This window comes from Pseudomonas kielensis (assembly GCF_030505375.1).
Taxonomy (GTDB): Bacteria; Pseudomonadota; Gammaproteobacteria; order Pseudomonadales; family Pseudomonadaceae; genus Aquipseudomonas; species Aquipseudomonas kielensis.
Genome location: NZ_CP130043.1, coordinates 1,366,876 through 1,392,340, shown reverse-complemented (window position 1 = coordinate 1,392,340; position 25,465 = coordinate 1,366,876). Strand labels below are relative to the sequence as shown.

The window sequence follows — 25,465 nt, the reverse complement described above, 5'->3', positions numbered from 1 at the left end:
CAATATCAACGTTGACGGTGCTGGCGCATTCGCGGGCAAGCCCGCTCCCACAATGGTTTTTTTGCACCCATTACCGGGTGCAATGTTCAGGCAAACACGAAGTACTTGCGCACGGTCTCCACCACTTCCCAGGTGCCTTTCATCCCCGGCTCGACCACAAAGATGTCACCCGCACGCAGATGGATCGGCGCCATGCCGTCCGGGGTGATCACGCAGTAGCCTTCCTGGAAATGGCAGTACTCCCACTTCACATAGTCGACCCGCCATTTGCCTGGCGTGCAGATCCAGGTGCCCATGATCTTGCTGCCATCCTCGCTGGTGTAGGCATTGAGGTTGACGGTGTGCGGGTCGCCCTCGAGCTTTTCCCATTTGCAGGCATCGAGCACTGGCAGCGGGTGGGTATCGCGAAGGACGGTAATGGGTTGGGACATGCTGACTCCGAGCGTTGGGCAGGAATGAACCTGCACCCTATAGCGCCCGGCGAAGGTTCAGTTGTCTGTGCTCGACACTCAGCTGTCCAGAAACGCGCAGGGCCTCAGACCCGCTCCAGCGTGCACTGGTCCTTCACCTGGGCCAGGCTGGCCTGCAGCGCGCTCAATTGCTGGTGTTGGCGGGTCAGTTGCTTGATGGTGTCGGTCAGTTGCCGCTTCTTGTCGGTGATCGCCTGGTGCGCCAGGTCCCAGGGCGGGGTCTGGCCACGGTACGGCTCGAACATCGCCTGCATTTCCTTGAGCTTGAAACCCAGTTGCTGGGCGCACTTGATGAAGCTCAGCAACTCGACGCTCTGCTGGTCGTAGATGCGGTATTTGCCCTGGCGCTGGGCTGGCGGCAGCAGGCCGATATCTTCGTAGTGGCGAATGCTCTTGATGGTGGTGCCGGACAGTTTCGCCGCTTTACCGATGTACATGAAAAGTCCCTTTTTCGTGGATGTCCCGGATAACGCGGCGGATTATCCCTGAGACTTACCCCTGAGCGATAGCCTTGGCGCGTGCCAGCCAGGTCTGGCGCTGACGTGCGGTCGAGCTCAGCAGCGGGCCGAAGGTCAGGGTGGTGCGCGGGCGGATGCCGCAGAACGCCAGGGTGGTCTTGCGCACCTGGTGCAGCCCGGGCATGCGATACACCCAGCGGTAGTACCAGGGCGGTGTGTCCATGGTCACCAACAGATCGGCGGTGCGCCCCTGCAGCAGCTTTTGCGGAAAGGCTTTGCCGGGGCGGTACTTGAACGCAAAGCCGGGAAGCAGCACCCGGTCGAAAAAGCCCTTGAGCAACGCAGGAATGGCCCCCCACCAGATCGGGTAGACCAGCGTCAGGTGCTCGGCCCAGGTGATGTCCTCCTGGGCCTTGAGCAGGTCGGCTTCCAGAGGCTGGATCTGCTGGTAGCCTTCGCGCAGGATCGGGTCGAAACTCAAGGTGCCCAGGCGCAGCTCGCGCACTTCATGCCCGGCCTCCCGGGCCGCCTGCACGTAGTGATCGGCGAGGGCGCCGCAGAAACTCTGGTTCGAAGGATGGCCGAGAATCACCAGTATCCGTTTGCTCATGTGCTTACCCCGCGATAGTCGAGGCGCGAGGATAAAGTCGGCCCCATGGGGGAGAGTCAAGGGCGGCGGTGGATGCCGCTGGCGCGGCGTGAAATTTCTATCGGCGAAACGGCGGTTTTTTAGCATTAAGTGCGAAACATTTGCCGATTGCCGAAGTTTTTCGCAAGAAAGTTCAGGGGTTTCGCTCGTATCATTCACGCGTGAGCAAGCCGAGATTTGAACAATGAAAAAAACACCATCCTGGTGGGACATCAGCCCACCCTTGAGCACCGCGACGCCCACCTGGCCGGGTGATACACCCTTTCAGGAAGAGCGGGTCTGGACGTTCGGCCCCGAGTGTCCGGTCAACGTCGGGCGCATTACCCTGTCGCCGCACACCGGCGCCCACGTCGACGCGCCTCTGCACTACAGCCCGGACGGCGCGCCCATCGGCGAGGTGTCGCTGGAGGTCTACATGGGCCCGTGCCGCGTCCTGCATTGCCTGGACAGCGGCGCCCTGGTGCAGCCCGAGCAACTGACCGGGCGCCTGCAACAGTTGCCTGAGCGGGTGCTGTTGCGCACCTACCGCCAAGTACCACTGGCCGCCTGGGACCCGCACTTCACGGCCGTGGCCAAAGACACCGTGGACTTGCTGGCCGGCCTCGGTGTGCGCCTGATCGGTATCGATACGCCGTCCCTCGACCCGCAACAATCCAAGACCATGGACGCGCACAACGCTGTCGCGCGCCATGGCATGGCGATCCTCGAAGGGATCGTCCTCGATGACGTGCCGGAAGGTGACTACGAACTGATCGCCTTGCCGCTGCGCTTTGCCAATCTTGACGCCAGCCCGGTCCGGGCGATTTTGCGTCCGCTGAACACATCGCCACTTGAGGAGCCTGCGCAATGAGCCAATGTCCCTATTCCCCGGGCAACCAGACAGACGAATGGCATAACGCCGAGCTGAATTTCTCCGACTCCATGAGCTACGGCGACTACCTGGACCTGGGGCGGATTCTCAGCGCCCAGCACCCGTTGTCGCCAGACCATAACGAAATGCTGTTCATCATCCAGCACCAGACATCCGAGCTGTGGATGAAACTGATGCTGCACGAACTCAAGGCCGCCCGTGAACACGTGCGCCTGGGCGAGCTGCCGCCAGCGTTCAAGATGCTGGCGCGGGTGTCGCGGATCTTCGACCAACTGGTGCATGCCTGGACCGTGCTGGCGACCATGACCCCCACCGAATACCACGCGATCCGGCCATTCCTCGGGCAGTCCTCGGGCTTCCAATCGTTCCAGTACCGAGAGATCGAATTCATCCTCGGCAACAAGAGCGCCACCCTGTTGCGCCCCCATGCCCACCGTCCGGAACTGCTGGCCGAGTTGCAGCAGTCGCTGGCCACGCCGTCGCTCTACGACGAGGCGATTCGCCTGATGGTCAGCGCTGGCCTGGCGATCGACCCACAGCGCCTGACCTGCGACCCCACCCAGCCCACCGCCCATGACGCCTCGGTCGAAGCCGCCTGGCGAGTGGTCTACAAGAACCCGACGCAGTACTGGGACCTGTACCAGTTGGCCGAGAAGTTCATCGACCTCGAAGACTCGTTCCGTCAGTGGCGCTTCCGCCATGTGACCACGGTCGAGCGGATCATCGGCTTCCAGCCAGGCACCGGCGGCACCGAAGGCGTGGGTTACCTGCGCAAGATGCTCGACACCGTGCTGTTCCCCGAGCTGTGGCGCGTGCGCTCCACCCTCTAAACACATCGCCTTATAGCCGCTGCCGAGCCGGCTCGGCAGCGGCTACAGTGGGTGTGGTTGACGCAGACAGCAAAAAGCCCCGGCATTCATCGAATGCCGGGGCTTTTTTAGTGGCTGGCGGTTATCGCGCGACCGACAACGCTCGTGTGCGGGCAACCCGCAGACGGTAGGCCACGTACAGGATCGCAACCCAGACCGGAATCGCGAACACCGATGCCCGAATGCCCGGGATCGCCAGCATCACGCAGATGATCACGAACATGAAGGCCAGGCACAGGTAGTTGGTGTAGGGCGACCAGAAGGCCTTGAAGCCCGGGACGATGCCTTTGAGGTGCATGGCCTTGCGGAACTTCAGGTGCGTCAGGCTGATCAGCGCCCAGTTGATCATCAACGAAGCAACCACCAGGGCCATCAGCAGCTCCAGCGCACCGTGAGGGGCCACGTAGTTGACCACCACGCACAGCAGGGTGACCAGCGCCGAAACGCTCAACGCCAGCAGAGGCACGCCTTGCTTGGTCAGCTTCATCAACTGCTTGGGTGCATCGCCCTGTTCGGCCAGGCCGTAGAGCATGCGGCTGTTGCAGTAGACACCGCTGTTATAGACCGAGAGCGCCGCGGTCAGGACCACGAAGTTGAGGATCTGCGCCGCTGTGTCGCTGCCGATCAAGGCGAAGATCTGCACGAACGGGCTGCCGCTGTAGGCATCGCCGGAAGCGCCGAGGGTCTGCAGCAGTTGGTCCCAGGGGTACAGCGAAAGCAGCACGGTGAGTGCGCCGACGTAGAAGATCAGTACCCGGTAAACCACCTGGTTGATCGCCTTGGGAATCACTTTGCGCGGCTCGCTGGCCTCGGCGGCGGTGATGCCCACCAGTTCCAGGCCACCGAAGGAGAACATGATGAACGCCATCGCCATCAGCAGGCCGGTGGTGCCATTGGGGAAGAACCCGCCGTGCTCCCACAGGTTGCTCACCGAGGCCTGCGGGCCGCCGGTACCACTGAACAGCATGTAGCAACCGAGGGCGATCATGCCGATGATGGCCACGACCTTGATGATCGCGAACCAGAACTCCATCTCGCCGAACACCTTGACGTTCATGGTGTTGATCAGGTTGACCAGCACAAAGAACACCGCCGCACTGACCCAGGTCGGCACCTCCGGCCACCAGAACTGGATGTACTTGCCGACCGCGGTCAGCTCCGCCATGCCCACCAGCACGTACAGCACCCAATAGTTCCAGCCGGACAGGAAGCCGGCAAACCCACCCCAGTAATTGTGGGCGAAGTGGCTGAAAGAACCGGCGACCGGTTCCTCGACAATCATCTCGCCGAGCTGGCGCATGATCAGGAAGGCGATGAACCCGGCAATCGCATAGCCGAGAATCATCGAGGGGCCCGCTGACTTGAGTACACCTGCGGAGCCGAGGAACAACCCTGTGCCAATGGCACCACCCAAGGCGATCAGCTGGATATGTCTGTTCTTCAGCCCTCGCTTGAGTGTGCCCTGTTGCTGTATTTCATCCGCCATCTGGTTACCTTCTAGTTGTTTTGGTCCGGCTGTGTTGCACCCCGACAGCTTATTCAATTACCGCCCGTTTGTGAGCGTCAGACGTTGCTTTCGGTGAACTTTTCGTAATAAAGCTGCACATTTTCCAGGCTTTGCGCCGCCAGCCAGGTCTTGATCGACTCGACCATCGGCGGTGGTCCGCAGACGTACATGTCGGCGGCGCTGTCGCGCCATTGGCTGGCATCGAAGTGCTCGGCGATGTAGCCGCGCTTGCCGGTCCAGGCCGGCGTGGGTTCGCTGACCACCTCGGTGTAGCGAAACCCCGGCAGGCGCTCGGCGTAGGCCTGGATGCGCGCGGCCTCGCACAGATCGGCTGCATCGCGCACCCCGTAGTACAGGTGCACAGGCTGATCACAACCGCGTTCGGCCATCTCGTCGAGCATCCCCAGCAGCGCCGATAAACCGGTGCCGCCGGCCACCAGCACCAGCGGCCGGGTGATGTGGCGCAGGTAAAACGCCCCCAGTGGCGCTTCCAGTTCGATGCGGTCGCCAACCTGGCAACGCTGGCGAATGTAGTTGCTCATGGCGCCGTCGGGCAGCAGGCGAATCAGGAACTGCAACTGATTGCTGGCGCCGGGGCGGTTGGCGAACGAATAGGAGCGTTTGCTGCTGGTGCCGGGAATCAGCAACCGCGCATATTGCCCCGGGAGAAAGTCCAGCAGCGGTGCGTCGGGGTCCAGCACCAGGTGCAGGATCGCGGTGCTGGCCGAGACCTGGGTGACCTGGCTGACGGTGCCGCTGAGCTGGCCCGGTCCGGCGGCGTTGCACAGGCTGGACGCGAAGTCGAAGTAGAAGGCGGCATCGGACTTCACCCGGGTCTGGCAGGTGAGCATCTTGCGCTGTTGCAGGTCCAGGCTGGAGAGGGCTTCCTCATCCACATAGTCCTGGCTGTAATCGCCGGATTCACAGCGGCCCTGGCACGTGCCACAGACCCCTTCGCGGCAATCCAGGGGAATCTTGATGCCATTGCGCAGCGCGGCATCGAGCAGTATTTCGTTGGCCTGCACGGGAAAGAACAGGGTCTTGCCGTCGGCAAAGCTGAACGCGACCTTATGGTTCATTCAGAACTCCTAAAATTTTCCGTAGCAGCTGTCGAGCCCCGGCGAGGCTGCGTTGCGTGTCCGCAGGACCGCCCCCTGGGGTTGACGTGCCTCGCGGGCTCGGCAGCTGCTACAGGTCACAAGTGGTAGAAGTCGAGCACCGAGTTGATGGTGTCGTTGAGCAGCAGCACATGCTTGCGGGTGATCAGCCAGCTGTCGTTGTGCGGCGTCAGGCGATAGGTGGCGTTGCCGTAGAACTGCTCGGAAGTGGCCAGGCGGTAGAACAGGGTGTGCCAGTTCAGGCGCACTTCCAGTTCGCCCTGGGGCAGCTCGCGGATCCGCACGTTGTTGATCAGGTGCAGGGTGCGGGGCATGGGCGTGGCCGAGGCGGCCTTGCCGGTGCGCAAGCGGAACACCCGGTCTTCCAGGCCGGAACGGTTGGCGTAGTAGATCAGCGACATTTCGCGCTTGGGGTCCTGGGTGTAGACGTGCTCTGAGTCCCATTGCGGCAAGTGGAACTCGCTCTGCTCAGCGAACAGCTGGAGGTAGGCGTCCCAGTCCTTGGCGTCGCACAACTCGGACTTGCGGTAGAAAAACTGTTCGATCTGATACTGCAATTGCGCATTCATGGTTACACCTCACGCAGCTTCAGGGATTTTTTGTCCAGGCCATCGAGCAGGAACTTCTGCCAGTTGGCGTGCTGGTTGACGTACAGCCCTTCGTGGGTGAACTCGGTGCCGGTCATGGCCGGGGCAATGCCGATGGCCTCGCTGTTGGGCGTGGCACCCGTGGCCCAGCGGTGGCTGCCGCGGGAGATATCGCTCCAGCGTTCCAGGCGGGCCTGGAAACCGCGCTGGGCTTCACGGAACTCCACCAGGTCGTCCGGGGTGCCAAGGCCGGAGACGTTGAAGAAATCCTCGAACTGGCGAATGCGGTTTTCCCGGTCGGCGTCCGACTCGTTTTTCACCCCCAGGCACTGGCTGATGATCTCGGTCTTGTTCCACGCCACCGGGCGGATGATGCGCAGCTGCGAGCTGATCTGATCGAGGAAAAACAGGCTCGGGTAGACGTTCAGGTTGCGCAGGCGATGCATCATCCATTCGGCCTTTTGCTGGCCGTGTTCTTCGATCAGGCGCGGCATGATGGTGGCGTAGCCGGAGCGTACCGTGGGGTTGGGCATGTCACTGAACAGCACGCTGTGCCCGTTGTTGAAGGCAAACCAGCCGTCATCGGTATTGGCGTCGCCGGCGCCGAGCTTGCTGTAGTCCAGGGTGCTGCCGCCGGCGCTGCCGTTTTCGCTGTTGACCTGCTGGCGATGCTGCACCGTGGCCACGTAGTTATAGTGGACCGTGCTCACGTGGTAGCCATCCAGGCCGTTCTCGTTCTGCAGTTTCCAGTTGCCGTCATAGGTGTACGCCGACTTGCCGGGCAGCACTTCCAGCTCGCCGGTGGGCGACTGCGCAACCATCATGTCGAAGAACACCCGGGCGTCACCGAGGAAATCTTCCAGGCTGTCGCTGCCCTGCACGTCGAGGCTGATGAACACAAACCCCTTGTAGCTCTGGATGCGCGCCTTCTTCAGGCCGCGAGTGGCCTTGTCGAAGCCTTCCGGGTACTCGCCGGGTGCCTTGACCTTGACCAGGCGGCCGTCGCTTTTGTAGCACCAGGCGTGGAACGGGCAAGTGAACGTGGACTGGTTACCCTTGCCAACCCGGGTCAGGGTGGTGCCGCGATGCTGGCAGGCGTTGATCAGCGCATTGAGCTGGCCGTCACCGTCGCGGGTGATGATCATCGGCTGGCGCCCGGCACGCATCGTGACGAAGTCGTGGTTGTTGGCCAGTTCGCTTTCGTGGCAGGCGTAGATCCAGTTCTTCTCGAAGATCAGTTCCATTTCCAGGTCGAACAGCTGCGGCTCGGTGAACATCTCCCGGGCAATGCGAAACACACCCTCCACCGGACGGAAGTCCAGGCAACCTTCGATAAACGTTTTCCACTGCTCGACGTTTTTCTCGCCACTCATGGGTCTGCCCCTTTTTTTATTCAGGCTAATCGGTGCGCACATTAGAGAGAGCAGGGCGGGGCAGGGTCTATCCGCTTACTCGACGAAGGTAATCCACAAAATTCGCGGGCTCGAACATCTGGCGGCGGCCAGGGGTAACACCTGGGCAGCGAATACCCATCGCCGCGCCCCAAACGATGAACGGCTGCCCCAATCGGCAGCATTGAGGTACTGTTTTGCCCAGTTTGCAGGACGGTGCCAGGGCAACTGTTCTGCTCTGCCACGCCAGGTTATCCGCTTATTCGGCGATTGTTATCCATCGACTCAGGGAGCGGGTCGAGTGGTCTGGAACTTGCTCCGTCCAAACCAGAGGTGCGCCGTCAGAGCGCACTGAAAAAATATTGCCGTGGGTGCGCCGTGATGAGTAGCAAAGCCGATCCGCAGAGTCGCGATATCCGTATCGATCACTATGACCTCGAAGGGGCCAGGACCTGGATGTCCGGTATCTGTGGCCCCCATCGCCTGGAAACCGCGACCCCGGAGCGGATCCGTTTTCACCACAGTGCCAATGTCTTCAAGTCCATGGCCACCACCCTCGGAACCATCGAGTACGGCACCGACGTGACGGTGGACATCGAAGACGCCGAGCACTTCAGCAGCTACAGCCTCAGCCTGCCGCTGGTGGGTGAGCAGGAGTTGCGCAAGAACGGCAGCCTGCTGCGCTCGGATCGTGACCAGGGGGTGATCATTTCACCGAACGAAAACCAGGTGCTGGCGATTTCCGGCGACTGTCGCAAGGTCCAGGTGGTGATCACCCGGGCGGCCATGTGCGAGTCCCTGGAAGGCATCCTGCAACGCCCACTCGACGCCCCCCTGCGCTTTGAACCATTGATGGATGCGGTGGACGGCGCGTCGGCGGCGTGGTGGCGCATGGCGCGCTATTTCATTGCCGAGCTTGAGCACAACAGCTCGCTGTTTGACCAGGTGACCTTCACCCGCGACATCGAAAGCTCGTTGATCAAGGGCCTGATCCTCGCCCAGCCCAACAACTACTCGGAGGAGCTGCGCGACGTGCTGGGGGTGAAGGTGCCGCACTACCTGGTGCGGGCCAAGCAGTACATTCACGACAACGCCCGCGAAGCCTTGCACCTGGAAGACATCGAGGCCGCGGCGGGGGTGTCGCGGTTCAAGCTGTTCGAGGCGTTTCGCAAATACTTCGCCCTGTCGCCCATGGCCTACCTGAAAAAACACCGCTTGAACGCGGTGCGCCAGGACCTGCTCGAACAGGGTCAGGCGCGCAATATTTCCGAGGTTGCCATGGCCTGGGGCTTTACCCACATGGGGCGTTTTTCCGCCGAGTACCGCAAACTGTTCGACGAGTCCCCCAGCGCGACCGTGCAGCGCAACGAAGCCCGGCGCATGCGCGGGCTGTGAGCCGTTGCCGGGCTACTTGCGCGCGACCAGGTCCAGCAGGTCGTCGCGCTCCTTGATCTTCTGCAGGACGATCTCCGAACGGATATCGGTGACCCCGGCCGTGCGGTTGAGCTTGTTGACGATGAAATCCGAGAAGTGCTTGAGGTTGCGTGCCTGCACCCGCAACACGTAGTTGCTGGCACCGGTGATCACATAGGCGGTGGCCACCTCCGGCCACGACTGGACCTTCTTGATGAAGGTCTCGTGCCAGTCCTCCGTGTCCTGGCGCAGGGACACATGGACAATGGCCTCAAGCTCCACCCCGAGGCGCTCGGCGCTCAGTTCGGCGCGATACCCGGTGATGATGCCCTCGCTTTCCAGCAGGCGTAGACGACGCAGGCAGGCCGAGGGTGACAGGGAGACCTTTTCCGCCAGTTCCTGGTTGCTGATGCGCCCATCCTGCTGCAGGTGATGGAGGATCCGCAGGTCTGTGGAGTCGAGATTCATGGTTTGAATAAATCCGCGTTTTTATCGGTTGGATTCGAATAATCTTCGAGATAACTACTATATGACCTCGCACTTTGCACGAAAATTCTGCAAGTCTTCGTTCATTATTTGCTCATCGTGCAGGTGCGAAAACCCCCGAAAATCGGTGCTCGCCGGCCGCATGCCACTTAAAGAACAGGACCGACAATGACCACAAGAAACGCTTGCCTGGCGCTCGATGCCGAGGACTCCCTGGCCCCTTTGCGTGCACAGTTCGCCCTGCCTGCCGGGGTGATCTACCTCGACGGCAACTCCCTGGGCGCCCGCCCGGTCGCCGCCCTCGAGCGGGCCCAGGCCGTGATCGCCCAGGAGTGGGGTGATGGCTTGATCCGCAGCTGGAACAGCGCCGGTTGGCGTGACCTGCCACAACGCCTGGGCAATCGCCTGGCCAGCCTGATCGGCGCGGGCGACGATGAAGTGGTGGTCACCGACACCACCTCGATCAACCTGTTCAAGGTACTGGGCGCAGCGCTGAAGGTGCAGGCCGGCCGTGCGCCGGAGCGCAAGGTGATCGTCAGCGAGTCGAGCAACTTCCCCACCGACCTGTACATCGCCCAGGGCCTGATGGACCTGCTGCAACAAGGCTACAGCCTGCGCCTGGTGGACAGCCCCGAGGCGCTGGCACAGGCCATCGACCAGGACGTTGCGGTGGTGCTGCTGACCCACGTCAACTACAAGACCGGCTACATGCACGACATGGCGGCCCTGACGGCGCTGATCCACGAATGTGGTGCGCTGGCCATCTGGGACCTGGCTCACTCGGCAGGGGCGGTGCCGGTGGATCTGCGCCAGGCCGATGCCGACTACGCGATCGGTTGCACCTACAAATACCTCAACGGCGGCCCGGGTTCCCAGGCGTTTGCCTGGGTCTCGCCGAAGCTCTGCGACCTGGTCGCGCAGCCGTTGTCGGGCTGGTTCGGCCACGTCCGCCAGTTCGACATGGAGTCCGGCTACGAGCCGAGCAAAGGCATCGCGCGCTACCTGTGCGGCACCCAGCCGATCACCTCGCTGGCCATGGTCGAGTGCGGCCTGGACATCTTTGCCCAGACCGACATGCTCAGCCTGCGCCGCAAGTCCCTGGCCCTGACCGATCTGTTCATCCAGTTGGTCGAGGAACGCTGCGCCGCCCACGACCTGACGCTGATCACCCCGCGTGAACACGCCAAGCGTGGCAGCCACGTCAGCTTCGAGCACCCGCAAGGCTACGCGGTGATCCAGGCCCTGATCGCCCGGGGCGTGATCGGTGACTACCGTGAGCCGCGGATCATGCGGTTCGGCTTCACCCCGCTGTACACCAGCTTCACCGAGGTGTTCGATGCGGTGCAGATCCTCGGCGAAATCCTTGATGAGAAAACCTGGGCCCAGGCGCAGTTCCAGGTGCGCCATAGCGTGACCTGACCCATAGGCTCACCGGATCCCTGTAGGAGCGAGCCTGCTCGCTCCTACAGGCCCCGGTGCCTGATCGACGATGTGCTCTAAAAAAACAAAATCCAGAGGACAGACACATGAGCGAAGCCGGCGGCTTTGACACGATTTCCAAGCGCGAACAGGGCCTGCGCCGACAACTGACGTCGGGGCAGATGAGCATGATCGCCATTGGCGGGGCCATCGGTACCGGGTTGTTCATGGGCAGCGCCTACGCCATCGGCTATGCCGGGCCCAGCGTGCTGCTCAGCTACGCGATCGGCGCGATCATTACCCTGCTGTTGATGGGCTGCCTGGCGGAAATGACCGTGGCCCACTCCACGTCCGGTTCATTCGGCGCCTATGCCGAGTTCTACGTCAGCCCGCTGGCCGGGTTCCTGGTGCGGTACGCCTATTGGGCGGCGATTGTGCTGGCGGTCGGCACGGAAGTGACGGCGGTGGCGATGTACATGAAGTACTGGTTCGCCCACGTGCCCGAGTGGATCTGGATCGTCTCGTTTTCCAGCGTGCTGATCGTGCTCAACGCTATCAGCGTGAAGACCTTCGGCACCTTCGAGTACTGGTTCTCGACCATCAAGATCGGCGCAATCGTCGGCTTCATCATCCTCGCGGTGTATGTGGTGTTCGGCTCCGGCAACCCGGAGTACGGGGTGCAGCATTACACCGCCCATGGCGGCTTCTTCCCCAATGGCCTGCAGGGCATGTGGGTGGCGGTGATCGTGTCGATCTTCAGCTACCTGAGCGTGGAAATGATCGCCGTGGCGGCCGGCGAGGCCGAGGACCCCGAGCGTGCGGTGAAACAAGCCTTTCGCGCGACCATCGTGCGCCTGGTGGTGTTCTACCTGCTGACCCTGGCCCTGATGCTGGCAATCGTGCCGTGGGTTCAGGCCGGGCAGGCGCAGAGCCCGTTTGTCACCGTGATGCAGACCATCGGCATTCCCGGGGCGACCGGGGTGATGAACTTCGTGATCCTGATTGCCGCCTTGTCGGCGATGAACAGTCAGTTGTACATCACCACGCGCATGATGTTCAGCCTGTCCCGTGGCGGTTACGCACCCAAGGCAATGGGCGCGCTGAGCAAGAGCGGAATCCCGCTCAACGCCCTGCTGCTGTCGAGCTCGGGCATTGCCCTGGCGACGCTGCTGAACCTGATGTACCCGGAAAGTTCGTTCACCCTGATGATGGCGATCTCGATGTTCGGGGCGATCTTCACCTGGTTCATGATCTTCCTCACCCACTACTGTTTCCGTCGCTATCACCAGCGCCACGGTGAGAAAAAACTGTCCTTTCGCATGCGCTTTTTTCCCTACAGCACGCTACTGGGACTGGTGCTGATGGCCGCGGTGATGATCACCACCTACTTCACCGATGCATTCAAGATGACCCTGGTGTTCGGCGTGCCGTTCCTGCTGATCCTGTCGGCGGTGTATGGGCTGTTCTTCAGAAAACCCAAGCCGTCCACCGTCAATCTGGAACGCGCCTAAGCCCTCCGTCAATCGGCGGACAGCGCCTCGAGCAAGGCACCCGCATACCGCGGCAAGGCCTCGAACGAGCGGGCGCACAGCAGCAGTTTGCGTTGCGCCCAGGGCTCTTCCAGGGCGCAGCATTTCCAACCCTGCCCGGCGGCAAATCGCTGCACCGCCGCCTGCGGCACAATCGCCAGTCCTGCGCCATGGGCGACCATGCGCATCACCCCGTCAAACCCTTCGGCCCGGATGCGCATCGACATGCGTTGGCCGCTGTGCAAGGCCTGTTCTTCCAGATAGATCGCCAGTGCATTGTGGGCATTGAGCCCGACGTACTCATAGGCCAGGGTCTGGTTGAAGCTCGGTGCTCGAACGTCGGCCAGAGGGTGGTCGTTAGGCATGATCAGCACCAGCGGATCGTCGCGAAACGGCCGGGTGTCCAGGCCCGAGGTGTCCACCGCATCGGACACAATGCCCAACTCGGCCGTGCCTTGATGCAGGGCGTGGGTGATGCGCAGGCTCGGCAGCTCTTGCAGGTCGATGTCGAGGTTGGGGTGTGCGCGCAGAAAATCCGCCAGCAACTCGGGCAGGTATTCGGTGATCGCCGTGGTGTTGCACAGCAAACGCACCTGGCCTTTGACGCCCTTGGCGTATTCCGCCAGGTCCTGTTGCAGGTATTGGGCCTGTTGCAGCATCAGCCGCGCGTGTTGCGCCAGTGCCTTGCCGGCGGGTGTCGGGCTGACACCCCGGCGCCCGCGCTGGAAAAACGCGATACCCGCCGAAGCTTCCATCCCGCGGATGCGCGCACTCGCCGCGGCCAGTGACAAATGACTGCAAGCGGCGCCGGCGGTGATATTGCCGGCTTCGAGGATGTTCAGGTACAGCCGAAGATCAATCAGATCGAAGTGCATGGGGGGACACCCTGTAGGAGCGAGCGCCCGCTTGCGGCGCCCGCTTGCGGCGCCCGCTTGCGGCTTGCTCGCGATGTTGGCATCAGCCGCGATGAAGTCTCTGGCTCTATTAAAACAAGAGGCAGCCTCAGTATATGGCAGATTTTCAGCGATGCCGGAACGCGCCAGGATACCCCCATGAACACACTTCTGGCGTTTTACCACAATCTTGGCCTGGGCCTTTCTTTGCTGGTGATCGTGACCTTCCTGATGGCGGGCATGATCAAGGGGGTGATCGGTCTTGGCCTGCCGACTATTGCCATGGGCTTGTTGGGTCTGGCTATGGCGCCAGCGCAGGCTGCGGCGTTGCTGATCATTCCGGCGACCCTGACCAACCTCTGGCAACTGGCGTTTGGCGGGCACCTGCGGGCGTTGGTGCGGCGGTTATGGCCGATGCTGCTGGCCATTTTTCTCGGCACCGGCGCGGGCACCCTGTGGCTGGGGATCGACGGCGGGCAGTGGGTGGTGCGGGCGTTGGGCGGCGCGTTGTTGCTTTACGCCCTGAGCGGACTGCTGCTGCCAGCCCTGCGTGTCGGCGGCGACCACGAGCGCTGGCTTGGGCCGCTGTGCGGCGTGCTGACCGGGGTCATCACGGCGGCCACCGGGGTCTTTGTGATTCCGGCGGTGCCGTACCTGCAAGCGTTGGGCTTGGGCAAGGATCAACTGGTGCAGGCCCTGGGCCTGTCATTCAGCGTCTCGACCCTGGCCCTCGCCGCCGCCCTGTTGTGGCGCGGCGCACTGGGCGGCGGTGAGTTGAGTGCGTCGCTGCTGGCGCTGATTCCCGCCGTGCTCGGCATGTGGCTGGGGCAATGGCTGCGCCAGCGGATCAGCGCCGTGCTGTTCAAGCGGGTGTTTTTCATCGGCCTGGGCTTGCTCGGCACTCACCTGCTGGTCAACGGCTAGCGGATGAGGGGCTGAGCATGTCGATCTGGCGGATCTCGAAATCGCGCTCCAGGTACTCCATGCGCTTGGCGAAGAATGCCTGCATGTGCGGCAGGTTCGAGTGCCGGTCCAGATCAGCCTGGGATGCCCAGATCTCGTAGAAGATGAACAGCGTCGGGTCCTGCTGATCACGCAGCATGTGGTACTCGATGCAGCCCGGCTCCGCGCGGCTGGGTTCGACGTAGGCGCGAAACAGCGCGGCAAAGGCCTCGGCCTGCTCCGGGCGGGTTTTGGCGTGCAGGATAAAACCCTGTTGCTGGTTCATGGAGAACTCCTCTTGAGTGGATGAGGGGAATTCTAAGGCAACAATCTGCTATTCATTCGTGCGTATAGGTCAAATGTATTTTGCTGCAACAGGGCTTATTCCGCCCAAGGGCGCTCTATAACCTGCCGTCATCGAATCAAACCTTACGGATCCCGCCACCTGTCCCAGGCAGCGGTGGATCAAACCCAGATGACGAGGCTCCCATGAAAAAAGTTCTGTTGCTCAACGGTGGCAAACAATTCGCCCACTCCGACGGTCGCTACAACACCACCCTGCATGAGGCCGCGATGAGCGTGCTGGATCGGGGCGGTATCGACATCAAGGTGACCCACATCGACGAGGGTTACGACGTTGCTGAAGAAGTCGCGAAGTTCCTCTGGGCCGATGTGATCATCTACCAGATGCCCGGTTGGTGGATGGGCGCGCCCTGGACCGTGAAAAAGTACATCGACGAAGTCTTCACCCAAGGCCATGGCAGTCTCTATGCCAGTGACGGTCGCACCCGCTCCGACGCCTCGCAGAAATACGGCAGTGGTGGCCTGATCCAGGGCAAGCAGTACATGCTGTCGCTGACCTGGAACGCCCCGCAACAAGCGTTCGACGACCCCACTGATTTCTTCGAGGCCAAGGGTGTGGACGCGGTGTACTTCCCGTTCCACAAGGCCAACCAGTTCCTGGGCATGAGCGGCTTGCCGACCTTCCTCTGCGTCGACGTGATGAAACGTCCGAACATCGAAGCCGACGTGGTCCGCTACACCCAGCACCTGCAATCGGTGTTCAACTTGCCGGCCGCTGCATGAGCTAGTATCGGCAGCTCAAAGCGCTGCCGGGAACGAGGACACACGTGAAAGCCAGATCCGATGAGTTGCAGATTTTTGTCTGCGTGATCGAGTGCGGTTCGATTTCCGCGGCGGCCGAGCAGGTCGGGCAGACGCCGTCGGCGGTCAGCCGCACGCTGTCGCGCCTGGAGGCCAAGCTCGACACCACGCTGATCAATCGCACCACGCGGCGCATGGACCTGACCGAAGAGGGCAAGTATTTCTTCGAGCAGGCCAAGCGCATCCTCGATCAGATGGAGGAACTGGAAGAACGCCTGTCGTCACGCCACAGCACGCCGTCCGGGCGCCTGCGGATCAACGCGGCGTCACCCTTCATGCTGCACGCCATCGTGCCCTACATCGATGAGTTCCGCCGGCTGTACCCGGATATCCAGCTGGAGCTCAACAGCAACGACCTGATCATCGACCTGCTGGAACAGAGCACCGACATCGCGATCCGCATCGGTGCCCTGGCCGACTCGACCCTGCATGCGCGTTCGCTGGGCTGCAGTCCGCTGCACATCCTCGCCAGCCCCGCCTACCTGGAGCGACACGGTACCCCGAGCACCGTGGCCGAACTGGCCGGGCACACCCTGCTGGGGTTCACCCAGACCGAAACCCTCAACCACTGGCCGCTGCGCCATGTGCACGGCGACCGCTGGCAGATCGAGCCGAGCATCAGCGCTTCCAGCGGCGAAACCCTGCGTCACCTGGCGCTGGAGGGGCAGGGCATTGCCTGCCTGTCGCACTTCATGACCATCGCCGACCTCAAGGCCGGCCGCCTCAAGCTGCTGCTGGCCGAAGCCAACAGCGGCTACCGCCAGCCGATCAACGCGGTGTACTACCGCAACTCGCAACTGGCCTTGCGCATCCAGTGCTTCCTGGACTTTATCCAGGGCAAGCTGGCGGGCTACGCCAACGAGGTGTTCGACGGCTGATTCGCCCCCGGAGCCTGTCAGTGCAACGCATCACAAAACGGCCACCTTCGGGTGGCCGTTGACGTTTTGGGATTGCTCAACACCCGTGCCAGGGCCTATGGTTCCACCTGCCTCAATAACAAGAAAAGGATGGATCTCATGCGTTATGTTTTGTTCAAGACCCTGACGCTCGCCGTGGCGATTGCGGCCAGTTCGTCATCATTCGCCGCGCTGCTGGAAGGGGGCGCCGTGGCCGCGCCGAACCAGTATGGCGCCGACGTCGCCGCACAGGTTCTGAAGAAGGGCGGCAACGCAGTCGACGCCGCGGTAGCAACCGCCTTTACCCTGGCCGTGACTTACCCGGAAGCCGGCAACATCGGCGGTGGCGGCTTCATGACGATGTTCATCGACGGCAAGCCGTATTTCCTCGACTACCGCGAAACCGCCCCGAAGGCGGCGACCCGTGACATGTACCTGGACGACAAGGGCGAGGTCATCGAGAACCTCAGCCTGGTAGGTTCCCGCGCGGCGGGCGTGCCGGGCACGGTGATGGGGCTGTGGGAGGCGCACCAGAAATTCGGCAAGCTGCCCTGGAGCGAGCTGATTACCCCGGCCATCGGTTACGCCAAGACCGGCTTCAAGGTCGCCGACAAGCAGTACCAGTACCGCGAAGATGCGCTGAAGCTGTTCAACGGTACCACCAACTTCGCCGACTACTTCGGCAGCATGAAACCCGGCGAGACCTTCCGCCAGCCGGAGCTGGCCGCCACCCTGGAACGCATCGCCGACAAGGGCGCCAACGAGTTTTACCAAGGCCAGACCGCCGACCTGCTGGTCGCCCAGATGAAGGCCGACAAAGGCCTGATCACCAAGGAAGACTTGCAGGACTACAAGGTCAACTGGCGCGAGCCGCTGACGGTCAACTGGCGTGGCAACACCCTGTACACCGCGCCGCCTCCGAGCTCCGGCGGCATTGCCCTGGCGCAACTGATCGCCATCAAGGAAGACCGCGCCGCGGATTTCAAGGGCGTTGAGCTGAATTCGGCGAAGTACATTCACCTGCTCGCCGAGATCGAAAAACGGGTATTCGCCGATCGCGCCGACTACCTGGGTGACCCGGCGTTTTCCGATGTGCCGGTCAAGCAACTGACCGATCCGGCCTACCTGAAAAAACGCGCGGCCGAGGTCAACCCTACGGCCATCTCGCCGACTGAAAAAGTCCGTCCGGGCCTGGAACCCCATCAGACCACGCACTTCTCCATCGTCGATGCCGATGGCAATGCGGTGAGCAACACCTACACCCTCAACTGGGACTACGGCAGCGGTGTCGTGGTCAAGGGCGCGGGCTTCCTGCTCAACGATGAAATGGACGACTTCAGCTCCAAGCCCGGCGTGGCCAACGCCTTTGGTGTGGTCGGCGGCGACGCCAATGCCATCGCTCCGGGCAAGCGCATGCTGTCGTCGATGAGCCCTAGCCTGGTGACCCGCGATGGCAAAGTCACCCTGGTCCTGGGCACCCCAGGCGGTTCGCGGATCTTCACCTCGATCTTCCAGGTGCTGAACAACCTCTATGACTACAACCTGCCGCTGGAAAAAGCCGTGGCCGCGCAACGCGTCCACCACCAGCTGCTACCCAAGGACACCATCTACTACGACGCCTATGCGCCGCTGACCGGCAAGGTCGCCGACGAGTTGAAAGCCATGGGTTACACCCTGGAAGACCAAGGCTGGGAAATGGGTGACATCCAGGCCATTCGTATCAACGGCAACCAACTGGAAACCGCCTCCGACCCACGGGGACGTGGGGTTGGCACAGTCGTGAAATAACCTGGCGTAACCCGGCGGCTGCACAGTCGCCGGGTTACTGCGCTCGCATTTCTCCTGTGGGAGCGAGTGCCCGCTTGCGGCTTGCTCGCGATGGCGATCTGCGCCACACCCTAGGTCTCGGTAATCCCCCCAATCCCCTGTAGCAGCTGCCGAGCCCGCGAGGCTGCGTCGCCGCGTTCGACTCAGACCCCATCCGCCTCACGGTGCATCTGGCGAAACTCGCCTGGGGGCATGCCGCGTCGGCTTTTGAAGGTGCGGTGGAAGGAGCGTGGTTCGGTGAAGCCCAGGTACTGGGCGATGTCCTGGATCGGCAGGGTGCTGTGCAGCAGGTAGTGTTCGGCCAGTTCCTGGCGCAGGTCGTCGAGGATCTGTTGGTACGAGGTGCCGGCCTGGTGCAGTTGGCGCTGCAGGGTCCTTACCGAGATGGCGAACTGTTCGGCTACCTGTTCCTTGCGCGGCAGGCCCTCCTTGAGCAGTTGGCGCAGGATGTTTTTCACCCGTTGTTCCAGCGAGGCGTCTTCCAGTGTGGCCATCAGGCCCAGGGCGTGTTCTTCCAGGGTGCGCAGCAATTGTGCGTCGGCCTGGCGCAGCGGCAGTTGCAGGTAGGGCAGGGGCACGATCAGGGCTGAGTAGGGCTGGCCGAACAGTACCGGGCAGTCGAAGAATTGTTGATAGGACGCCGGATCGGTGTCACTGGGCAGCGCATGTTCGAACCACACCGCGGCGGGCGAGAGGTGGGTGTCGGCGATCCAGCGTGCGTATTGCAGCCACGAACCCAGCACGTTTTCCACCAGGTGGCGGCGGATGCGTGGGCGCTGGTGGCGGCAGTTCCAGATCAGGTGCACGTGCTCACCCTGCAGTTCGGCGCGGCTGACCCCCATGTCACCCACCAGTTTCTCGAACGGCATGATGCGATTCATGGCGTCACCCAGGGTCGCGCAGTTCATGGTGATGTAGCCCAGCACGCTCCAGGAGTTGGGCAACACGAAGCGCGCCGAATTCAGGCCGAACAACGGGTCGCCGGAGTGCTCGCAGAAGTAGTCCAGCAGCCGTTCATGGGCCTCGCCCGGCAACCGCAGGCTGTTGTCGCTCAATTGCTCGACCTGCAACCCGGCCGCCGCCAACGCCGGTTCGATGGCCAAGCCCAGCTGTTCGGCATGGCGCACGTACTTGAGCAGCGGGGGCAGCGAGGTGTAGCCGAGGGATTGCATGATCGGGGTCCTTTGATCGAGGCAGACTGGCGCGGGTCAAGACCCTGAAAGGTAATTTGAAAGCACAGCTAAAGTAAATGCCTGGGGCCGGGTTCGCGTGTTGGCTCAATTGGCTACTCGCGCTGGCCGGATGCGACCGTGACAGGCGCGGGGGGCTGGCTAGTATAGGCGCCTGAAATGTCACTTATAAGAACCGCAAAAGGACACACGCATGCGACGCTGGAACGGCTGGGGGGATGCAACCACGGTGGTCGAATTGCCGGCCCAGGGCGCGGGGTTTCTCGCCGCACGGGTGGGCACCGGACGGGCATTGCCCGACGCCACACTGGAAACAGCCCTGGCCCGGGTCCCGGCTTCGCGCCTGGCGGAGCACCCGCTGTACAGCGTGCAGGCCCAGGACCGGCTGATGCACGCCCGTGGCCAGAGCCTGCCGGACTGGCTGGCACTGCGTGAGGGGGCGCTGGGCGTTTACCCCGACGGGGTGGCCTTCCCGCAGAGCGCCGAGCAGATCCGCGAGTTGCTGGCGTTGGCTCAGGAGCGCGACCTGTGCCTGATTCCCTACGGGGGCGGCACCTCGGTGGCCGGGCACATCAATCCCCCGGCCTCCACCCGCCCGGTGCTGACCGTGTCCCTGGCCCACATGAACCGTTTGCTCGACCTCGACGAGCAGAGCCTGCTGGCCACCTTTGGCCCAGGCGCCAGCGGGCCACAAGTGGAAAGCCAGTTGCGTGCCCGGGGCTACACCCTGGGGCATTTCCCGCAGTCGTGGGAGTTGTCGACCCTCGGCGGCTGGGTGGCGAGTCGCTCCAGCGGCCAGCAGTCGCTGCGTTATGGACGGATCGAGCAACTGTTCGCCGGCGGCACCCTGGAAACCTTCGCCGGCCCGCTGCAGATCGCGACCTTTCCGGCCTCGGCCGCCGGCCCCGACCTGCGTGAGGTGGTGCTGGGGTGTGAAGGACGGTTCGGGATCATTTCCGAGGTCAAGGTGCGGATCAGCCCGCTGCCGGCCGACGAGCGCTTTTATGGGGTGTTCCTGCCGAACTGGAGCCAGGCCCTGCAAGCCATCCGCCAGTTGACCCAGGCCCGCGTGCCCCTGTCGATGCTGCGCCTGTCCAATGCCGTGGAGACCGAAACCCAGCTGGCGCTGGCGGGCCACCCGCAACAGATCGCCTGGCTGGAGAAGTACCTGGCCCTGCGCGGTGCCGCTGCCGGCAAGTGCCTGCTGACCTTCGGCGTGACCGGTAACCGACGGCAGAATGCCCTGTCCCTGAGCCAGGCGCGGCAGCACCTCAAAGCCTTTGGCGGAGTGTTCACCGGAACCTTGCTGGGCAAGAAGTGGGCCCAGAACCGGTTCCGCTTTCCTTATCTGCGCGAGAATCTGTGGAACGCCGGCTACGTGGTGGACACCCTGGAGACCGCCACCGACTGGAGCAATGTCGACAACCTGCTCAATCGCATCGAAACCAGCCTGCGCGACGGTCTGGCGACCGAAGGCGAGCAGGTGCACGTGTTTACCCACCTGTCCCATGTCTATGGCGAAGGCTCGAGCATCTACACCACCTACGTGTTCCGCCCGGCGGCCACTTACCCGGCCACCCTGGCGCGCTGGCAGGCGCTCAAGCACGCGGCCAGCCAGACCATTGTCGAGCACCACGGCACCATCAGCCACCAGCACGGCGTGGGCAAGGATCACGCCCCCTACCTGTTGCGCGAGAAGGGCGCGCTGGCCATGGACACCCTGCAGGCGCTGAGCCAACACTTCGATCCGGCCGGGCGTCTGAACCCCGGCACCCTGCTGCAGGAGTGACGGCATGAGCCAGGACTGGAATGCCGCGTGGCGCCAGCAGGTACTGCCGACCCTGGCGCAGCAACCCTGGGACCTGATCGTCATCGGTGGCGGCATCAGCGGGGCCGGGATCCTGCGCGAAGCGGCCCGTCGCGGTTGGCGTTGCCTGCTGCTGGAGCAACGCGACTTTGCCTGGGGCACTTCCAGCCGTTCCTCGAAGATGGTCCATGGTGGCTTGCGCTACATCGCCAAGGGCCAATGGCGCCTGACCCGCGACTCGGTCCACGAACGCCAGCGCCTGCTCGACGAAGCGCCGGGGCTGGTGGAGCCCATGAGTTTCATGATGCCGCACTACCGGGGCGGGTTTCCCGGGCCAGGGGTGTTCGGTGGATTGTTGACGGTGTACGACGCCCTGGCTGGGCGCCGTAACCATCACTTTCATGACGCCCAGCAACTGCGCTACCTGGCCCCCGGGCTGAAGGAAGACCGGTTGCTGGGGGGCACCTGTTTTGTCGATGCGCTGACCGACGATGCACGCCTGGTGATGCGCGTGCTCGCGGAAGCGCGGGCGGACGGCGCGCTGGCGCTCAATGGCATGCGGGTCGAACAATTGTTGCGCGAAGACGGTCGGGTCTGCGGGGTGCAGGTGGCCGACAGCGAGGGCGGCGAGCCAATGCAATTGCGCTGTGGCGCGTTGGCGGTGGCCACCGGGGCCTGGGCCGAGCGACTGCGGCCCCGTGATGCCCCGTCGCAACTGCGTCCACTGCGCGGTAGTCATCTGTTGCTGCCGGGTTGGCGCTTGCCGGTGGCACAGGCCTTCACCTTCCTGCATGCGCGGGATCGGCGGCCGGTGTTTGTATTCCCCTGGGAGGGCGCCACGGTGGTGGGCACCACGGACCTCGATCACCAGGACGACCTGGACACGAGCGCGAGCATCAGCAGCGAAGAACTCGAGTACCTGCTGGCCGCCTGTGCCCAGCAGTTTCCCCAGGCCGAGGTGGTGGCGGACGATGTGCTGTCGACCTGGTCGGGGGTGCGTCCGGTGGTGGGCAGTGCCCATGGCGAGCAGGCGGGCAAGCCGTCCAATGAAACCCGCGAGCATGTGTTGTGGCTCGAACCTGGCTGCGTGACCCTGGCCGGCGGCAAGCTGACCACGTTCCGCCCGCAGGCTCTGGAGGTGCTCAAGGCCTGTGGGCAGATGCTCGGGCGCGAGGTCAGCGATGACGGCGCGCCGGTGTTTGCCAGCGTGCCGACGTTGCCGATCCCCGGGCTCAGCGCCAGCCAGTGGCGGCGCCTGGCCGGACGCCATGGCCGCGACTTGCCACGCCTGGCGCGGTTGCTGGAGCAACTGGGTTACGGCTGTGTCGGCGCGAGCGACACCCTGTGGGCGGAGCTGGCGTTCGCCTGCGACGCGGAACTGATCCTGCACCTGGACGACCTGTTGCTGCGTCGCACCCGGATTGGCCTGTTGCTGGCCCAGGGGGCGGCGCAGTATCTGCCGGCCATTCGCCGTCTGTGCCAGCCCCGCCTGGGCTGGGACGATGCCCGCTGGCAGGTGGAAGAACAGCGTTATCGGGACTTGTGGCAACGCCATCACGGGTTGCCATGACGCTTGCGTCACGGCTGTTACGGGGCGTCAGTTGCCAACGATGTGTAGATATCAGTGCCCATTCAAGAGAGCTCCATGGATAACGACAAGAACAAGCGCTACCTGCTGGCAATCGACAATGGCACCCAGAGCGTGCGCGCCTTGCTGTTCGACCTGCAGGGCAATCTGTTGGGCAAGGGCAAGGTCGAGCTGCAGGCCTACTATTCCAGCCAGCCCGGCTGGGCCGAGCAGGACCCGGACTACTACTGGGCCAAACTGGGCGAGGCCTGCCAGTTGTTGTGGCAGCAGACCGGCGTCGACCGCACGCAGATCGCCGGGGTTTCACTGACCACCCAGCGCGGCACCCTGATCAACGTCGATGCCCAGGGCCAGGCCCTGCGCCCGGCGATTCTGTGGCTCGACCAGCGCCAGACCGAAGTCGAAGGCGGGATCAAGGGACCCTGGGGCTGGCTGTTCAAGCTGGTCGGCGCCCAGGCCACCGTCGACTACTTTCGGGCCCAGGCCGAAGCCAACTGGATCGCCCGGCATCAACCCCAGGTGTGGGCGGCAACCGACAAGTTCCTGCTGCTTTCGGGGTTTCTCACCCATCGCCTGTGCGGGCGCTTCGTCGATTCGGTGGGCTGCTGCGTCGGCTACCTGCCATTCGACTTCAAGCGCCTGCGCTGGGCCGCGCCTGCCGACTGGAAATGGCAGGCGCTGGCGGTCCGTCCCGAACAGTTGCCGAGCCTGCTCAAGCCCGGGGAAACCCTGGGCCATATCAGTGCCGAGGCCAGCCGGCACACCGGTATCCCCGAGGGTGTGCCGCTGATTGCCGCCGGTGCCGACAAAGCCTGCGAAGTGCTGGGCGCCGGCGTGGTCGACCCGGCCACGGTGTGCCTGTCCTACGGCACCACGGCCACCATCACCACAACCCGCTCGCGCTATCTGGAAATCGTCCCGTTGATTCCGCCGTACCCCGCTGCGGTACCGGACCAGTACAACTGCGAAGTGATGATCTATCGCGGCTACTGGATGGTCAGCTGGTTCAAGAATGAGTTCGGCCTGCGGGAAATGCAGCAGGCCAAGGAACAGGGGCTGGAGCCGGAGCAATTGTTCGACGCCCTGGTCAATGCGGTGCCGCCCGGCTCCATGGGCCTGATGCTGCAACCCTACTGGTCGCCGGGCATCCGCGAGCCGGGGGTGGAAGCCAAGGGCGCGATGATCGGGTTTGGCGATGTACACACCCGGGCGCACATCTATCGGGCGATCCTCGAAGGCCTAGCCTATGCCTTGCGCCAGGGCAAGGAGAACCTCGAACGGCGTTCCAAGCAGCCGATCCAGCGTTTGCGGGTGGCCGGTGGCGGCTCGCAGAGCGATGCGGCGATGCAGCTCACGGCGGACATTTTCGGCCTGCCGGCCGAGCGCCCGCATGTCTATGAAGCCTCCGGGCTGGGGGCGGCCATCTGCTGCGCAGTGGGCCTCGGCCTGCACACCGACTTCCCTTCGGCGATCGCCTCCATGACCCGGGTCGGTACGGTGTTTTATCCACAGCCCGAGGCGCAGCAGATCTATGAGCGGCTGTACAAAGAGGTCTACCTGCGCATGTACCGCCAGCTCAAACCGCTGTACCAGAGCATCCGGAAGATCACCGGTTATCCCGCCTGATGTGTGGGAGCGAGCCTGCTCGCGATAGGGCCCGCACAGCCAACACCGGTGCAGCCTGGCACTCCGCTATCTTTCCTGGTGTCCGAATGTCCCCTGTGGGAGCGGGCTTGCTCGCGTGGCGGCCTCTGGGCCGACCAGGATGTTGGATTAGTCCGAGTACATATCCATTCTTGCGGTAACGGCCACTTATGGTTCCGCTCTTACAGCGGCTCACTTTTGAGAGCCCAAAAGTAAGCAAAACGCTCTTACCCCCACCACTCGGCACCTCGCTTGGGCTCGGTGTTCCCTCACTCCGGCTTGAATCCGTGGGCCGCCGCCACGCGCCATCCCTGGCGCGGGGCGGCTAACCCGGCGTCCTGCCGGGTTGCCCACGGCTTCAAGCCTGCGTTCGGCCAGCGTGGTTAACGGGGCGCCCAGGATCAAAAGCCAGAGCCAGAGCCAGAGCCAGATCAAAAGATGGCTGACTTCGTCAGCGTCTGAGGAACTAGAAGCTACACCGCGCATGCCCCAGTGATCAGGTCGGCTTTCAGGCCGCCTCGCTTTGTTTTTGATCCTGGGCGCCCCGTTAACCACGCTGGCCGTACTCCGATATTGATTTGGGGGGTAAACCGGCAGGACGCCGGTTTAGCCGCACTGGGCCAGGGATGGCCCATTGCGGCGGCCCCCCAAATCAATGTCGGAGTACGGGCATGCCGAGCCTAAGCGAGGCACCGAGTGGTGGGGCAAGAGCCTTTTGCTTACTTTTGGCTGGGCCGGCATTCCGGC

Annotated in this window: 23 protein-coding genes; 12 read left to right on the top strand and 11 right to left on the bottom strand. The window is 63.2% G+C overall.

Annotated elements, in window-relative coordinates; genetic code table 11:
• Nucleotides 1–86: 86 nt before the first annotated feature.
• The 3 genes from Q1W70_RS06765 to Q1W70_RS06755 all read right to left on the bottom strand — a co-directional run bounded on the left by Q1W70_RS06765 (nucleotide 87) and on the right by Q1W70_RS06755 (nucleotide 1,538).
• Nucleotides 87–431, bottom strand: a complete 345-nt coding sequence (locus Q1W70_RS06765; protein ID WP_095171292.1) for a cupin domain-containing protein — start codon at nucleotides 429–431, stop codon at nucleotides 87–89.
• A gap of 104 nt (nucleotides 432–535) precedes the next feature.
• Nucleotides 536–907, bottom strand: a complete 372-nt coding sequence (locus Q1W70_RS06760) for a MerR family transcriptional regulator (RefSeq protein WP_166590345.1) — start codon at nucleotides 905–907, stop codon at nucleotides 536–538.
• A 55-nt stretch (nucleotides 908–962) separates the two neighbouring features.
• A complete protein-coding gene (locus tag Q1W70_RS06755; protein ID WP_166590346.1) occupies nucleotides 963–1,538 on the bottom strand; it encodes an NAD(P)H-dependent oxidoreductase in 576 nt (191 codons plus the stop codon).
• Nucleotides 1,539–1,761: 223 nt separating this feature from the next.
• Between Q1W70_RS06755 and kynB the strand changes: the two genes are divergently transcribed.
• Together kynB and kynA are read left to right on the top strand one after the other, a co-directional pair.
• Entirely contained in the window at nucleotides 1,762–2,427 is a 666-nt protein-coding gene (kynB, locus tag Q1W70_RS06750) for an arylformamidase (RefSeq protein WP_166590347.1), read from the top strand.
• Nucleotides 2,424–3,278 carry a tryptophan 2,3-dioxygenase gene (gene kynA, locus Q1W70_RS06745; protein WP_095171285.1) on the top strand — a complete coding sequence of 285 codons (855 nt, stop codon included), beginning with the start codon at nucleotides 2,424–2,426 and terminating at the stop codon, nucleotides 3,276–3,278. Before kynB ends, kynA begins: the two co-directional genes overlap by 4 nt.
• 121 nt (nucleotides 3,279–3,399) lie before the next feature.
• Here kynA and Q1W70_RS06740 read toward each other — a convergent pair whose 3' ends face one another.
• The 4 genes from Q1W70_RS06740 to antA form a co-directional block, all read right to left on the bottom strand.
• Nucleotides 3,400–4,803 (bottom strand): amino acid permease, encoded by a 1,404-nt coding sequence (locus Q1W70_RS06740; protein WP_166590348.1) that lies wholly within the window; start codon nucleotides 4,801–4,803, stop codon nucleotides 3,400–3,402.
• Between the two features lie 77 nt (nucleotides 4,804–4,880).
• Entirely contained in the window at nucleotides 4,881–5,903 is a 1,023-nt protein-coding gene (antC, locus tag Q1W70_RS06735; protein WP_166590349.1) for an anthranilate 1,2-dioxygenase electron transfer component AntC, read from the bottom strand.
• A 116-nt stretch (nucleotides 5,904–6,019) separates the two neighbouring features.
• On the bottom strand, nucleotides 6,020–6,511 hold the full coding sequence (gene antB / locus Q1W70_RS06730; RefSeq protein ID WP_166590350.1) for an anthranilate 1,2-dioxygenase small subunit: 492 nt from the start codon (nucleotides 6,509–6,511) through the stop codon (nucleotides 6,020–6,022).
• 2 nt (nucleotides 6,512–6,513) lie between these two features.
• Complete coding sequence (antA, locus tag Q1W70_RS06725) at nucleotides 6,514–7,902, bottom strand: anthranilate 1,2-dioxygenase large subunit (RefSeq protein WP_166590351.1); 1,389 nt, start codon at nucleotides 7,900–7,902, stop codon at nucleotides 6,514–6,516.
• Between the two features lie 399 nt (nucleotides 7,903–8,301).
• Between antA and Q1W70_RS06720 the strand changes: the two genes are divergently transcribed.
• Nucleotides 8,302–9,315: an AraC family transcriptional regulator gene (locus Q1W70_RS06720; RefSeq protein ID WP_166590352.1), complete on the top strand. Its 1,014-nt coding sequence runs from the start codon at nucleotides 8,302–8,304 to the stop codon at nucleotides 9,313–9,315.
• A gap of 12 nt (nucleotides 9,316–9,327) precedes the next feature.
• Here the strand turns inward: Q1W70_RS06720 and Q1W70_RS06715 are convergent, their stop codons facing one another.
• Nucleotides 9,328–9,801, bottom strand: coding sequence for an Lrp/AsnC family transcriptional regulator (locus tag Q1W70_RS06715; protein ID WP_095171274.1), 474 nt, complete (start codon nucleotides 9,799–9,801; stop codon nucleotides 9,328–9,330).
• Between the two features lie 186 nt (nucleotides 9,802–9,987).
• Between Q1W70_RS06715 and kynU the strand changes: the two genes are divergently transcribed.
• Both kynU and Q1W70_RS06705 read left to right on the top strand, forming a co-directional pair.
• On the top strand, nucleotides 9,988–11,238 hold the full coding sequence (gene kynU, locus Q1W70_RS06710; RefSeq protein ID WP_182343389.1) for a kynureninase: 1,251 nt from the start codon (nucleotides 9,988–9,990) through the stop codon (nucleotides 11,236–11,238).
• 107 nt (nucleotides 11,239–11,345) lie between these two features.
• Nucleotides 11,346–12,749, top strand: a complete 1,404-nt coding sequence (locus Q1W70_RS06705) for an amino acid permease (protein WP_166590354.1) — start codon at nucleotides 11,346–11,348, stop codon at nucleotides 12,747–12,749.
• 8 nt (nucleotides 12,750–12,757) lie between these two features.
• On the opposite strand, the gene Q1W70_RS06700 is transcribed toward Q1W70_RS06705, so the two are convergent.
• Nucleotides 12,758–13,642 (bottom strand): LysR family transcriptional regulator, encoded by an 885-nt coding sequence (locus Q1W70_RS06700; protein WP_166590355.1) that lies wholly within the window; start codon nucleotides 13,640–13,642, stop codon nucleotides 12,758–12,760.
• Nucleotides 13,643–13,819: 177 nt separating this feature from the next.
• Here Q1W70_RS06700 and Q1W70_RS06695 point away from each other — a divergent pair, with 177 nt between their 5' ends.
• A complete protein-coding gene (locus Q1W70_RS06695) occupies nucleotides 13,820–14,584 on the top strand; it encodes a sulfite exporter TauE/SafE family protein (RefSeq protein ID WP_182343393.1) in 765 nt (254 codons plus the stop codon).
• On the opposite strand, the gene Q1W70_RS06690 is transcribed toward Q1W70_RS06695, so the two are convergent.
• A complete protein-coding gene (locus tag Q1W70_RS06690) occupies nucleotides 14,574–14,888 on the bottom strand; it encodes a putative quinol monooxygenase (RefSeq protein WP_182343394.1) in 315 nt (104 codons plus the stop codon). The two genes, Q1W70_RS06695 and Q1W70_RS06690, sit on opposite strands and share 11 nt — an antisense overlap.
• 203 nt (nucleotides 14,889–15,091) lie before the next feature.
• Between Q1W70_RS06690 and mdaB the strand changes: the two genes are divergently transcribed.
• The 3 genes from mdaB to ggt all read left to right on the top strand — a co-directional run bounded on the left by mdaB (nucleotide 15,092) and on the right by ggt (nucleotide 18,450).
• Entirely contained in the window at nucleotides 15,092–15,688 is a 597-nt protein-coding gene (mdaB, locus tag Q1W70_RS06685; RefSeq protein WP_166590358.1) for an NADPH:quinone oxidoreductase MdaB, read from the top strand.
• A 44-nt stretch (nucleotides 15,689–15,732) separates the two neighbouring features.
• Nucleotides 15,733–16,644 (top strand): LysR family transcriptional regulator, encoded by a 912-nt coding sequence (locus tag Q1W70_RS06680; RefSeq protein ID WP_166590359.1) that lies wholly within the window; start codon nucleotides 15,733–15,735, stop codon nucleotides 16,642–16,644.
• A gap of 138 nt (nucleotides 16,645–16,782) precedes the next feature.
• Nucleotides 16,783–18,450 carry a gamma-glutamyltransferase gene (gene ggt, locus Q1W70_RS06675; RefSeq protein WP_182343398.1) on the top strand — a complete coding sequence of 556 codons (1,668 nt, stop codon included), beginning with the start codon at nucleotides 16,783–16,785 and terminating at the stop codon, nucleotides 18,448–18,450.
• 182 nt (nucleotides 18,451–18,632) lie between these two features.
• Here ggt and gliR read toward each other — a convergent pair whose 3' ends face one another.
• Complete coding sequence (gene gliR / locus Q1W70_RS06670; protein ID WP_166590361.1) at nucleotides 18,633–19,661, bottom strand: AraC family transcriptional regulator GliR; 1,029 nt, start codon at nucleotides 19,659–19,661, stop codon at nucleotides 18,633–18,635.
• Nucleotides 19,662–19,872: 211 nt separating this feature from the next.
• On the opposite strand from gliR, the gene Q1W70_RS06665 reads away from it, so the two are divergent.
• The 3 genes from Q1W70_RS06665 to Q1W70_RS06655 all read left to right on the top strand — a co-directional run bounded on the left by Q1W70_RS06665 (nucleotide 19,873) and on the right by Q1W70_RS06655 (nucleotide 24,700).
• Entirely contained in the window at nucleotides 19,873–21,468 is a 1,596-nt protein-coding gene (locus tag Q1W70_RS06665; protein ID WP_166590362.1) for an FAD-binding oxidoreductase, read from the top strand.
• 4 nt (nucleotides 21,469–21,472) lie between these two features.
• The gene (locus Q1W70_RS06660; RefSeq protein ID WP_302098699.1) at nucleotides 21,473–23,056 is read left to right on the top strand and encodes a glycerol-3-phosphate dehydrogenase/oxidase; all 1,584 of its coding nucleotides are present in this window, start codon (nucleotides 21,473–21,475) and stop codon (nucleotides 23,054–23,056) included.
• Between the two features lie 75 nt (nucleotides 23,057–23,131).
• A complete protein-coding gene (locus Q1W70_RS06655; protein WP_166590364.1) occupies nucleotides 23,132–24,700 on the top strand; it encodes an FGGY-family carbohydrate kinase in 1,569 nt (522 codons plus the stop codon).
• Nucleotides 24,701–25,465: the final 765 nt, after the last annotated feature.

What these genes read in the sequence shown, in the direction of transcription:
- Q1W70_RS06765 (WP_095171292.1), bottom strand. Translation starts at nt 431, where the DNA reads ATGTCCCAACCCATTACCGTCCTTCGCGATACCCACCCGCTGCCAGTG.
- Q1W70_RS06760 (WP_166590345.1), bottom strand. Translation starts at nt 907, where the DNA reads ATGTACATCGGTAAAGCGGCGAAACTGTCCGGCACCACCATCAAGAGC.
- Q1W70_RS06755 (WP_166590346.1), bottom strand. Translation starts at nt 1,538, where the DNA reads ATGAGCAAACGGATACTGGTGATTCTCGGCCATCCTTCGAACCAGAGT.
- kynB (WP_166590347.1), top strand. Translation starts at nt 1,762, where the DNA reads ATGAAAAAAACACCATCCTGGTGGGACATCAGCCCACCCTTGAGCACC.
- kynA (WP_095171285.1), top strand. Translation starts at nt 2,424, where the DNA reads ATGAGCCAATGTCCCTATTCCCCGGGCAACCAGACAGACGAATGGCAT.
- Q1W70_RS06740 (WP_166590348.1), bottom strand. Translation starts at nt 4,803, where the DNA reads ATGGCGGATGAAATACAGCAACAGGGCACACTCAAGCGAGGGCTGAAG.
- antC (WP_166590349.1), bottom strand. Translation starts at nt 5,903, where the DNA reads ATGAACCATAAGGTCGCGTTCAGCTTTGCCGACGGCAAGACCCTGTTC.
- antB (WP_166590350.1), bottom strand. Translation starts at nt 6,511, where the DNA reads ATGAATGCGCAATTGCAGTATCAGATCGAACAGTTTTTCTACCGCAAG.
- antA (WP_166590351.1), bottom strand. Translation starts at nt 7,902, where the DNA reads ATGAGTGGCGAGAAAAACGTCGAGCAGTGGAAAACGTTTATCGAAGGT.
- Q1W70_RS06720 (WP_166590352.1), top strand. Translation starts at nt 8,302, where the DNA reads ATGAGTAGCAAAGCCGATCCGCAGAGTCGCGATATCCGTATCGATCAC.
- Q1W70_RS06715 (WP_095171274.1), bottom strand. Translation starts at nt 9,801, where the DNA reads ATGAATCTCGACTCCACAGACCTGCGGATCCTCCATCACCTGCAGCAG.
- kynU (WP_182343389.1), top strand. Translation starts at nt 9,988, where the DNA reads ATGACCACAAGAAACGCTTGCCTGGCGCTCGATGCCGAGGACTCCCTG.
- Q1W70_RS06705 (WP_166590354.1), top strand. Translation starts at nt 11,346, where the DNA reads ATGAGCGAAGCCGGCGGCTTTGACACGATTTCCAAGCGCGAACAGGGC.
- Q1W70_RS06700 (WP_166590355.1), bottom strand. Translation starts at nt 13,642, where the DNA reads ATGCACTTCGATCTGATTGATCTTCGGCTGTACCTGAACATCCTCGAA.
- Q1W70_RS06695 (WP_182343393.1), top strand. Translation starts at nt 13,820, where the DNA reads ATGAACACACTTCTGGCGTTTTACCACAATCTTGGCCTGGGCCTTTCT.
- Q1W70_RS06690 (WP_182343394.1), bottom strand. Translation starts at nt 14,888, where the DNA reads ATGAACCAGCAACAGGGTTTTATCCTGCACGCCAAAACCCGCCCGGAG.
- mdaB (WP_166590358.1), top strand. Translation starts at nt 15,092, where the DNA reads ATGAAAAAAGTTCTGTTGCTCAACGGTGGCAAACAATTCGCCCACTCC.
- ggt (WP_182343398.1), top strand. Translation starts at nt 16,783, where the DNA reads ATGCGTTATGTTTTGTTCAAGACCCTGACGCTCGCCGTGGCGATTGCG.
- gliR (WP_166590361.1), bottom strand. Translation starts at nt 19,661, where the DNA reads ATGCAATCCCTCGGCTACACCTCGCTGCCCCCGCTGCTCAAGTACGTG.
- Q1W70_RS06665 (WP_166590362.1), top strand. Translation starts at nt 19,873, where the DNA reads ATGCGACGCTGGAACGGCTGGGGGGATGCAACCACGGTGGTCGAATTG.
- Q1W70_RS06660 (WP_302098699.1), top strand. Translation starts at nt 21,473, where the DNA reads ATGAGCCAGGACTGGAATGCCGCGTGGCGCCAGCAGGTACTGCCGACC.
- Q1W70_RS06655 (WP_166590364.1), top strand. Translation starts at nt 23,132, where the DNA reads ATGGATAACGACAAGAACAAGCGCTACCTGCTGGCAATCGACAATGGC.